Genomic DNA, 8,083 nt, shown 5'->3' on the forward strand with positions numbered 1-8,083 from the left:
CGGCCGCCGCCTTCGGGCCCCAGGAGCGGCGGCTGCTCGCGCTGCTCGCGAGCGGGTCCACGGACGCGGTGATCGCCAAGACGTTCGGGTGGAGCGTCCGCACGGTGCAGCGCCACCTGCACGAGCTGATGGAACGCCTCGGCGCCCGCACCCGCTTCCAGGCCGGCATGGAGGCGGTCCGCCGCGGCTGGCTCTGAGGCGCGGCGGACCGCTCCGGGGCCGGCACCGGCGCCGTCCGCCGCGGCCGGCCGCGAGACGCGGCAGCATGGACGCGGCCCGCAGCGGCCGGCCGTGAGGCGCGGGTCACTGGTTGCCGGGCACCGGGCGGGGTCATCGAAACCTACCGGAAATGTGGCAGAGTCGCGCCATGAAGGATGAGCTGCGCTACTACCTGCAACGCGGCCGCGAAGCGCTGCTGTGGAAACTCGACGGCCTCGGCGAGTACGACATCCGCCGCCCGCTGACCCCGACGGGCACCAACCTGCTGGGACTCGTCAAGCACGTCGCCATGGTGGAAGGCGGCTACCTCGGCGCCACCTTCGGACGTCCGCTGCCCGGCATGCTCCCCGGCCACGGCGAGGGTGATGCCCTCAACGCCGACATGTGGGCCACGGCGGAGCAGTCCCGGGAGTTCATCGTCGCCTTCTACCGGCGCGTCTGGGCCCACTCGGACGAGACGATCGCCGCCCTCGACCTGGACGCCCCGGGCAGCGTCCCGTGGTGGCCGGACAACAACGCGGTCACCCTGCACCGCATCCTGATCCACGTCATCGCCGAGACCGACCGCCACGCCGGGCACGCCGACATCGTGCGCGAGCTCATCGACGGCGCCGCCGGCCTGCGCGCCGACAACGACAACCTGGCGACCGGCGACCCGGCGTGGTGGCAGACCTATCGCCGGCAGCTCGAGGACACCGCCGCCGGCTTCCGCGACGGACCCTAACGGTCCTTGACCACGATGCCGAGGGCCTGGGCCAGCGCCGGGGCGGCCTCGACGAGCTGCTGGTGGCCGATGATCGCGCCGCGGAGGCTCTCCCAGCCCTCGGCGACGTCGAGCTCGCGGGCGCCGCGCAGGTCCAGGGGCTTCTTCGGGACGATCCGGCTGAAGCGCACGCGGCGCAGGGCCGAGCCCGGGAAGGTCACGCCGACCAGCGTCGCGCCGCCGAAGTCGACCTCGGTCAGGTCGCAGTCGCGGAAGACGACGTCCTGCAGGCGGGCGCCGCGCAGGTTCAGGCTGTCGACCTTGCAGCCCTGGACGACGACGCGGCGCCAGCTCCCCCCGTACGCCTGGACGCCCGCCAGCACGCCGTCGCCCACCGTGACGTCCATGAGCTCCGACTCGGCCCAGCTCGTGCCGATCCACCTGGTCCGGCTGATCCACACGTCGCTGAACCGGCACTGACCGAAGTCGCCGCCCGTGAACGTCGTGCCGGTGATCGCACTCTCGCCGAAGCGGGCGCCGGTGGCCTGCACGTCCTCGAGCTCGGCGCCGTCCAGGTGGACCTCGGTGTAGTCCTCGTCCCGGTCCAGGTCGCCGGTGAAGGGCTGCAGATGCTTCGCGTACGGGAGATCGGTCAGTTCTGTCACGCCGGGCAGCTTAAGCGGTGGCCGTCCGCAGGCGCCCGGCCGCGTGGCGGGTCCACTTCACCGTGCGGTCGAGGATGCCCCGCGCCATGATCACGACGCAGGTGATGCCGTTGAAGAACGAGGCCGTGACGTCCGACGGGTGGTGCATGCCCCGGTAGAGCCGCCCGAGCGCCACGCCCACCGGCACCAGCACGAGCAGCCAGCACAGCGCCTTCACCCACGTGTGGTGGGCGAGGCTCGCCAGCAGGAACGCCAGCCCGATGTAGAGGGCGACCGCCGCGGAGGTGTGCCCCGACGGGAAGCTCGACGTCGGCGGCGAGGTGTCCATGTGGCTGACGGCGGGGCGGTGCCGGTCGATGACCAGCGTGGTGAAGAGGAAGACGAGCGCCTGCGCGCTGACGGCCGCGCACAGGAACAGCGGCTCACGCCACCGCTTGAGCACCAGACGCAGGATGATGGCCACGACCGCGGTCACGGCGATGATGACCGGGGTGCTCCCGACCGTACTGAAGAAGTAGGAAATCGCGTTTCCCACAGGCTCACGGTCGCTCGCGAAGTCACGATTGACCGTGTCCTCCACGGTGAGCGGCCACGTGTGCGCCATCACCTTCGTGACGAGCAGACCCAACCCCACCATGACCCCGAAGAGTACGGCCACCGGGGCGAGGATCCGCTTCAGAAACTGAACCACGACGTCGGACATGGCGGCGTCTGTACCCGATCGGCGTTTCTCTCTAACGGGTGACAGCCAGGCTCGGGTCCACGCCCTCCTCCACGACGGGCAGCAGCCCGCGGTGAGTGAAGGCCGCAGCAGTCGCCGCCACCACGGCCGCCCCGAGCAACCACCCGGCCACGACGTCGCTGGTCCAGTGCACACCCAGCACGATCCGGGACATTCCGGTCAGCCCGGCCACGACAGCCCCGGCGGTCCAGACCTGCCAGCGGTGCCGCAGCACCGGCAGCAGCACCAGCACGAAGACGCCCGCGGCCAGGGCGGCGTTCAGCGCGTGGCCCGAGGGGAACGAGAACCCGGCGGCCCGCGCGACCGGATCGAGGAAGCTCGGCCGGTGCCGCTCGATCAGCAGCTTGAGCAGGGCCCCGAGGATCCCCCCGGCCGCCATCGTGGTCACCACCCAGAGCGCCACCCCCCGGCGCCGGCGCCGCCACAACCAGACCACCAGGACCAGCGCCGCCGCCCGCAACGGCCACGGCGCGAAGATGTTGGTCCACCAGACGCTGACATCCACCCACCCGGGATGCCGCAAGGCCCACGCATGCACGGCCCGCGTGACACTCGCATCCCCGTCATGAAGCGGTGCCCAGTCCCCCGCCACCAGCACCGCGAGCAGCGCAAACGGCACCAGCACCGCCACCGCGATCAACGCAACCGTGGTGACGCGCAGCTCAAGCCTCATGAAGAGAAGCACTACCCGCGGGTGGTCACCCGTACTCCTCCGCGAGCAGGCGCATTCCGTCCCTCCGGCGCCGGGCGGCCGTCACGGGCGCCACTGGATGAGGGCGGCGGTGGCGTCGTCGCGGAGTTCGCCGTTCTCGTAGGAGACGATCGTGTGGATGAGGCGGCGCATCGTTTCGGCGGCCGGGGCTTCGCCGCGGAGTTCCGTACGCAGGAAGGTGTCGAGGCGGTCGAGCCCGAACAGCTGGCCGTCGGCGGAGCGGGCCTCCGTGATGCCGTCGGTGTAGAGCGCGAGCGAGTCGCCCGGCTCGAGCGCCACCTCGGTGACCCGCGGCGGCCGCCGGACCATGTGTCCCAGGCCCAGGGGCAGGGCCGTCGGCGTCGGCAGGGCCGGCATCGGCCGGTCGGGGCGCAGGTGCAGCTCGGCCGGGTGTCCGGCGGCGATCCGGCGGTAGATGCCCGTGGCGGTGTCGAGCTCGGCGAGCACGGCCGTGACGAAGGAGCCCGGGTACTGCCGGCGGATCCACTTGTCGATCGAGCGGTAGGTGTCGACCAGGCCGAGGCCGGAGCGGCGGGCATTGCGATAGGTGTTGAGCGTCAGCGTGGTCAGGGCGCTCGCGCTGATGCCGTGCCCGACCGTGTCGAAGAGGGCGACGTGCAGCAGGTCACCGTTCGCCGCGTAGTCGAACGCGTCGCCGCCCACGTCGTAACACGGTTCCAGGACGGCGGTGACCACCGCGCCGTTGGCGGCGAAGCTCAGCGGGGGCAGCTGGTTCCAGATGATCTCCGCGGCGAGCTGCATGGGCAGGCGCCGCCGGGTACGTTCCACCGCGTCGCCGTAGAATCGCCGGCTCGCCACCAGCTCCGCCACCAGCGCGGCGATCACCGCCAGGTCGCGGCGCAGATCGTCGCCGGCCTCCTCGCGCAGCCACACCTCCAGCACGCCCAGCCGCTCGGCGCCGTGCATCATGGGCAGCCACAGGCACGAATCCTCCCGCGTGGGCCGCGTGGTCCGGAACGCCTGACCGGCCAGCGTGTCATTGACCTTGCGCGGATCGCTGTCGCCGGGCGTCCCGTGCAGCGGCCACAGCGACAGCTGCTCATAGTCGATCATCAGGGCGGTCAGCCGCTCCGCACCGAGCAGCGGCGCCACGGCGGCGAGCGCGGGAGGCAGATCCTCCGGCCGGCTGCGTCGGCGCAGGTCGAGCAGGCGGCGCACCGCTTCCATCGGATCGGCCATGAAAAGCTACCTACCCACTCCTGCGTCCACCGAATGGTGGACAACGAACCCAACCGCGAGATTATCGGTCGCCCGGTCCCGCACGCACGAGCCGGAGCCGGCCTGGACGCATGATCGAGCCCTCCGCCGCTGCGCCCGGCGGCCGGCGCGTCGGGCATCGATGCCGACGCGGGCGAGCGCGGGCGGGCGCGGCATTGCTGAGATCAAGGGGGCCGTGAGGGGCGCGGTGTGACGCAGTTCCTTGACCCGTGGCTGGGAGCGATCCCAGAATCCCGGCATGCTGACCGCGCTCGGCCTGAGCGAGCTGGAACAACAGGTCTATGTGGACGTGCTCCGGGGCAGGGGCGTCCGGGCCGGGGAGGCGACCGCCGCCGCGCTGGAAGGGTTGCGGGAGCTCGGGCTCGTCGGCGTGGACGGCGACCGGGTGTATCCCACGCCGCCTGATCTGGCGCTGGATTCGTTGCTGCTCGAGCGGATGCGGCAGCTGCAGGAGGCGCGGCTCGGGGTGCGCGCCTGGGTGCAGAGCCAGCAGAGCGGCGACGGCACGGTCGCGGGCGTCGAGACGGTGGTGGGTACGGCGGCCGTGAGCCAGGTGTTCGATCAGATTCTCCGGGGCGCGCAGGAGGAGGTGCTCGGGTTCGACCGGCCGCCCTATCTCGGGGGCTATCACGACAACCCGACCGAGTTGGAGCTGCTCGGGCGCGGGGTACGGTTCCGGATCGTGTACGACCGGCGCACCCTCGATCGCGCCGGTGCCCCCGGGCGGATCGGCCGCTGCGTCGCCGCCGGGGAGGAGGCTCGCGTGGCTTCGGGCGTACCGGCGAAGTTGTTCGTGGCGGACGGCCGGATCGGCATGCTGTCGTTCCCGGGGCCCGGCGAGGTGCCGGCCGAGCCCTGGGCGTTCGTGGTGCGCGGGCAGACGTGGGTGGCGGTGCTGGAGGCGCTCTTCGCCGAGGTGTGGGACAGGGGCACGCCGCTGCGGCTGGCCCCCGCCGCCGACGAGATCGAGAACCTGGACCGGGGCACCGTGCCCACCCCGGCCGACCGGCAGATCCTGTCACTGCTCATGGCAGGTCTGCCGGACAAGGCCGTGGCGTCTCAGCTGGGCATGTCGCTGCGTACGGTGCAGCGGCGCCTCCGGCAGCTGATGGATGTCACGGGCTCCGCCACCCGGATGCAACTCGGCTGGTACGTCGCCCGCAACGACTGGCTATGACACCGTCACCGTCACGGCGACCGGAACGCTCGGCGTGGTGGCCCCGTTGCTCACGAGCAGGACATGCGCCGTGTACGTCCCCCGCGCCAGCCCGCTCGTGTCCAGCGTCACCGGCAGCGACGCCGCCCCGCCGACCGGCACGGATCCGGCCGGTGCCGCGACGGTCAGCCACGGGATCTCGCTGTACGCCGGCAGGTCGCCCGCCACGTGGTGCACGCGCGCCCCGCCCGGCTGCCCGATGGCCTGCCCGACCGTCCACAGGTCGCCGGAGTCGTCGAGCGTGATGCCCGCGCCGCTGAGCGGGTCGGTGTCCGGGTCGGGCACCCAGCTCAGCTCGGCGCACGTGTCCGGGTCGAGCGCCCGCAGCGCCTCGCCGGCGTTGTCCTGGTTGATCGACCAGAGGACGTTCGCCTTCTCGTTGAGCTCGAGGCCCGTGGTCCAGGGCCGCGCCGGCACGCACATGCCGAGCACGGCGCCCGGCTGCGGGTGGCGCGGCCCGGCGATGTGCCGGATGCCGCCGTCGCCCGCGAGATAGAAGGTGTCGTCCGCCGCCCGGTACGCCAGCCCGTAGTACAACGTGCCCGGCTTCGGCGTCGGAATCTCCTGCTCGACCGTGAGAGTGTCCCGGTTGATGCAGACGATCGGCAGGTCCCCGACGATCGACATGCTCGGCGCGCACGTGAGGTCGTCACCGATCGGCGTGAAGTCGGAGGCCCAGCCGTTCATGCCGACGACTCCCTTGGTGAGCACCTTCCCGCTCTCGTCGAACCTCTCCACCTGACCCCAGAAGTACGTGTCGGTGACGAGCAGCTTCCCGTCGTGCCAGTCGACCCCGTACGCGTTGTAGAAGTCACCCACCCCGAAGGACCCGAGCACCTTGCCCGGCACCCCCGCCGGCTTCTGCGCCGAGTTGACCTCGCGGGCGTCGTACGTGGCAGCGACCGTCCCCTTGTTCCGCAACGGCACCTGGATCGTGGCCGTCCCGCCCGCCTTCACGGTCGCCGACACCTTGGCGGGGGCGGTCAGCAGCGACGTCCGCAGCGACGTCCGCACCACCGTGACCGCCCCGGCCCGGACCGCAACGGTGGCGGAGCCGGACTCGTAGGACGCCTTGGTGGCAGCCACCACGGCGTCACCCGCCGGGACCTGCACCTGCCAGACACCGTCCGCGTCGGTCACCGTCGTCACCGGGCCCGCCGTGACACTGGCCGAGGCCACCGGCTTGCCGTCATTGGCATCCGTGACCGTGCCGCGGACCAAGCCCGCCCCGGGCACCGCGAACGTCACGGCCACCTTGTCACCGGGCACAGTGCCGTATGTCAGCGAGTCGCCGCCCTTGTCGTCGACGATGCCCACGGTCGCCGCGGTGCCCGTACCCACGTTGTGCCAGACGACGGTGAGCGCGCCGCCCTCGCCCAGCAGGATCTGCACGTCGATGCGGGTGCTCGTGCCCTTGATCAGCGCACCCTGCCACGTGACCCCGAACGTGCGCGTGGTCCCGCTGCCGGTCGTGCGCGTGTGCACCTGTGACTTCTTGTCCAGCACGAGGTCATCGCGGAAACCATTGATCGTGGCCTCACCGGCGAACGACAGGTAGCCGTCGGTGTGGACGGTGACCTTCCGGTACGTACGCCCGTAGATCGTCACCGGGAACGGCAGGCTCGCGTCCGCGGCGGCGTCGTCCCCGGTCAGCTTGAACACATTGCCACCGGTGGTGAACTTCGCCGTGGTCTCGGCGACCGTGTAGCCGTAGCGGTCGGCCTTCGCCTCGAGCGTGACATCGAGGGTCTCGTCGCCGTCGACGGTCAGCGGCACGGTCTTCGGGGCGAGCCACCGGCCGTAATCAATGATCACGTCGTAGTCGCCCTCCGGCAGCGGCCCGCTGAACGTACCGTCGGCCTTGGTCGTGAAGCCGGGGAACGTCTCGTCCGCCAGCTTGACCGTGACCCCGGCGAGGGGCTTGCCGCCCGGGCCGGTGATCGTGCCGTGCACCTGGTGCCAGGGCGCGGGCGCCGTCAGGTCGACGGTCAGCTGCGGCGCGTCGCCCGCCGCCAGGGTCAGGGTCCGCCGCTGGGTCAGCTGCGCGAAACGCGACACCGCCAGGGTGTACGTCCCGGCGGGCACCCGCCCCAGCTCGGCCCTGCCGTCGGCGCCGGTCCGGGCCGTCCGCGTGACGACGTCCGAGGTGAGCTTGACGACCGCGTCCGGCATCGGGCTCCCGGCGCCCGTGACATCCACCGTCACGCCGCCGTGCTGACCCCCGGTGGCGGCCTCCACCAACGCATACGCGTCGAGCCGCCCCTCGCCGTACACATTGTTGTCCGCAGCCGTGCCGCCGCACGAGGTGTCATCGGCGTCGTGCGCGGTGCTGTCGAGCAGGGCGCGCGTGGCCTCGACGTCGCGGCGCAGGTTCGGCTGCGCCGACCAGAGCAGCGCGACCGCCCCGGACACGTGGGGCGCGGCCATCGAGGTGCCGCTGTTCAGCTCGTACCCGCCGCCGGGCACGCTGGAGAGCGTGTTGACGCCGGGCGCGGCGATGTCGGGCCGCGTCGACCCGTCCGCGGCGGCGCCCCGGCTGGAGAAGTAGGCGGCCGCTCCCGTGCTGTCGACGGCCCCGACCGCGTAC

8 protein-coding genes are annotated in these 8,083 nt (G+C 72.0%); 3 read left to right on the plus strand and 5 right to left on the minus strand.

From position 1 onward, the window contains the following. Together RBH18_RS41770 and RBH18_RS41775 are read left to right on the plus strand one after the other, a co-directional pair. A partial coding sequence (locus tag RBH18_RS41770) for a response regulator transcription factor (RefSeq protein ID WP_306216054.1) occupies positions 1-197 on the plus strand: 197 nt, incomplete at its 5' end. 170 nt (positions 198-367) lie between these two features. Then, entirely contained in the window at positions 368-943 is a 576-nt protein-coding gene (locus RBH18_RS41775) for a DinB family protein (RefSeq protein WP_306216055.1), read from the plus strand. Here the strand turns inward: RBH18_RS41775 and RBH18_RS41780 are convergent. From RBH18_RS41780 to RBH18_RS41795, 4 genes are all read right to left on the minus strand, one after another. Beyond that, positions 940-1,587, minus strand: coding sequence for a pentapeptide repeat-containing protein (locus RBH18_RS41780; RefSeq protein WP_306216056.1), 648 nt, complete (start codon positions 1,585-1,587; stop codon positions 940-942). The genes RBH18_RS41775 and RBH18_RS41780 overlap by 4 nt on opposite strands. 10 nt (positions 1,588-1,597) lie before the next feature. After that, positions 1,598-2,290 carry a phosphatase PAP2 family protein gene (locus RBH18_RS41785; protein ID WP_306216057.1) on the minus strand — a complete coding sequence of 231 codons (693 nt, stop codon included), beginning with the start codon at positions 2,288-2,290 and terminating at the stop codon, positions 1,598-1,600. Positions 2,291-2,321: 31 nt separating this feature from the next. Continuing rightward, on the minus strand, positions 2,322-3,002 hold the full coding sequence (locus RBH18_RS41790; protein ID WP_306216058.1) for a phosphatase PAP2 family protein: 681 nt from the start codon (positions 3,000-3,002) through the stop codon (positions 2,322-2,324). Positions 3,003-3,083: 81 nt separating this feature from the next. Further along, positions 3,084-4,241 carry a PP2C family protein-serine/threonine phosphatase gene (locus RBH18_RS41795; RefSeq protein WP_306216059.1) on the minus strand — a complete coding sequence of 386 codons (1,158 nt, stop codon included), beginning with the start codon at positions 4,239-4,241 and terminating at the stop codon, positions 3,084-3,086. A 277-nt stretch (positions 4,242-4,518) separates the two neighbouring features. Here RBH18_RS41795 and RBH18_RS41800 point away from each other — a divergent pair, with 277 nt between their 5' ends. Further along, positions 4,519-5,457 carry a helix-turn-helix transcriptional regulator gene (locus RBH18_RS41800; protein ID WP_306216060.1) on the plus strand — a complete coding sequence of 313 codons (939 nt, stop codon included), beginning with the start codon at positions 4,519-4,521 and terminating at the stop codon, positions 5,455-5,457. Here the strand turns inward: RBH18_RS41800 and RBH18_RS41805 are convergent. Then, the coding region (locus tag RBH18_RS41805; protein WP_306216061.1) for a carboxypeptidase regulatory-like domain-containing protein at positions 5,452-8,083 on the minus strand (2,632 nt) is incomplete at its 5' end. The genes RBH18_RS41800 and RBH18_RS41805 overlap by 6 nt on opposite strands.

The organism is Actinoplanes oryzae (assembly GCF_030757795.1).
Taxonomy (GTDB): domain Bacteria; phylum Actinomycetota; class Actinomycetes; order Mycobacteriales; family Micromonosporaceae; genus Actinoplanes.

Bases quoted from the DNA above. Each gene is read 5' to 3' on its own strand.
- RBH18_RS41775 (WP_306216055.1), top strand. From the start codon at position 368: ATGAAGGATGAGCTGCGCTACTACCTGCAACGCGGCCGCGAAGCGCTG.
- RBH18_RS41785 (WP_306216057.1), bottom strand. From the start codon at position 2,290: ATGTCCGACGTCGTGGTTCAGTTTCTGAAGCGGATCCTCGCCCCGGTG.
- RBH18_RS41790 (WP_306216058.1), bottom strand. From the start codon at position 3,002: ATGAGGCTTGAGCTGCGCGTCACCACGGTTGCGTTGATCGCGGTGGCG.
- RBH18_RS41795 (WP_306216059.1), bottom strand. From the start codon at position 4,241: ATGGCCGATCCGATGGAAGCGGTGCGCCGCCTGCTCGACCTGCGCCGA.
- RBH18_RS41800 (WP_306216060.1), top strand. From the start codon at position 4,519: ATGCTGACCGCGCTCGGCCTGAGCGAGCTGGAACAACAGGTCTATGTG.